Origin of the sequence: Mesorhizobium sp. M7A.F.Ca.CA.001.10.2.1 (assembly GCF_003998575.1) — a bacterium.
Classification (GTDB): domain Bacteria; phylum Pseudomonadota; class Alphaproteobacteria; order Rhizobiales; family Rhizobiaceae; genus Mesorhizobium.
On record NZ_RZQY01001007.1, the window covers coordinates 1 to 1,434 of the forward strand.

Annotated in this window: 2 protein-coding genes; both read left to right on the top strand. The window is 66.1% G+C overall.

Annotation, left to right across the window (positions count from 1 at the left end; genetic code table 11):
- A partial coding sequence (locus EN964_RS34475; protein WP_281059598.1) for a YbaK/EbsC family protein occupies positions 1-277 on the top strand: 277 nt, incomplete at its 5' end.
- A gap of 84 nt (positions 278-361) precedes the next feature.
- The gene (gene trxA, locus EN964_RS34480) at positions 362-1,363 is read left to right on the top strand and encodes a thioredoxin (RefSeq protein ID WP_127271857.1); all 1,002 of its coding nucleotides are present in this window, start codon (positions 362-364) and stop codon (positions 1,361-1,363) included.
- Positions 1,364-1,434: the final 71 nt, after the last annotated feature.

A 1,434-nucleotide genomic window follows, 5' to 3' on the forward strand; every position in this document is an offset into this window, starting at 1 on the left:
CCAGGTGATCGGCGCCGCCAGCCGGGTTTCCTTCGGCAAGCCGGAGATGCTGATGGAGCTGCTCGGCGTCACACCGGGCGCCGTCACGGTCTTTGGCGTCATCAACGACACGGCAAACAGGGTCAAGCTCGTGCTCGACAAGGATTTGATGGAGCATGCGGTCATCAATGGGCATCCGCTGACCAATGAGGCGACGACATCGATCGCGGCGCGCGACCTGATCAGATTCGTCGAGGCAACCGGGCACGATGCTGCTATCTTGAAAGTCTCCGTGTGATCGCCACATGGATGGCTTGAGTCAGATGGTCTGAAGCATAGGGCGCCTGGCCGCCGGCCGGCGGCGCCACGGAAGGGTAGAGAGATGAGCGACAACAATCCGTTCGGCGGCTCCTTTGGCGGCAATGGCGGCCAGTACACCACCTCGGTGCAGTATGGTGGAGCCGCGCCGGCGCCGGCGAAAGTCGCGCTTGGCGATGCGCCCGCCGCTCCCGCCGACGTGATCAAGGACACGACGACGGCTGCCTTTGCCGCCGATGTCATCAAGGAATCGCGCCGGCAGCCGGTGCTGGTCGATTTCTGGGCGCCCTGGTGCGGGCCTTGCAAGCAGTTGACGCCGCAGTTGGAGAAGGCGGTCAAGGCCGCCGGCGGCAGGGTCAAGCTGGTGAAGATGAACATCGACGACCATCCCTCGATCGCCGGCCAGCTCGGCATCCAGTCTATCCCGGCGGTCATCGCCTTCAAGGACGGCCAGCCGGTCGATGGCTTCATGGGCGCCATCCCGGAGAGCCAGATCAACGAATTCATCACCAAGGTCGGCGGCAAGGACAATGGCGCGCCGCCAGTGGCTGAAGCCCTGGCCGCAGCCGTTGAGGCGCGCGCCGCCGGCGACATGCAGACCGCGGCCGACATTTATGACGCCATCCTGGCGCAGGCGCCGGAGACGATCGAGGCGATCGCCGGACTGGGCGAACTGTTGTTCGACGCCGGCGACACGGAAGGCGCCGAGGCGCTTTTGGCAACAGCCCCGGAGGCCAAGAAGGATGCGCCGCCGCTGGCAGCCCTGCGCGCCAGGATGGCGGTTGCGGCGCAGGCGGCGGCTCTCGGCAATCCAGCCGAGTTCGAGCGCCGGCTGGCGGAAAATCCCGGAGATCACCAGGCGCGCTTCGATCTGGCCATGATCCAAAACGCCAACGGCGACCGTACGGCCGCGGCCGACAATCTGCTGGCCATCATCAAGGCCGACCGGGCCTGGAACGAGGATGGCGCGAGGACGCAATTGCTGCAGCTGTTCGAGGCCTGGGGCATGACCGACGAGGCGACGCTGGCGGCGCGCCGCAAATTGTCGGCGCTGCTGTTCTCCTGAGCCGGCTGCCGGTTGTTTTGCCGCACGGGCTTGGCGTCGGCGACGACTGCGCCAGATTAGCTGGTATGACG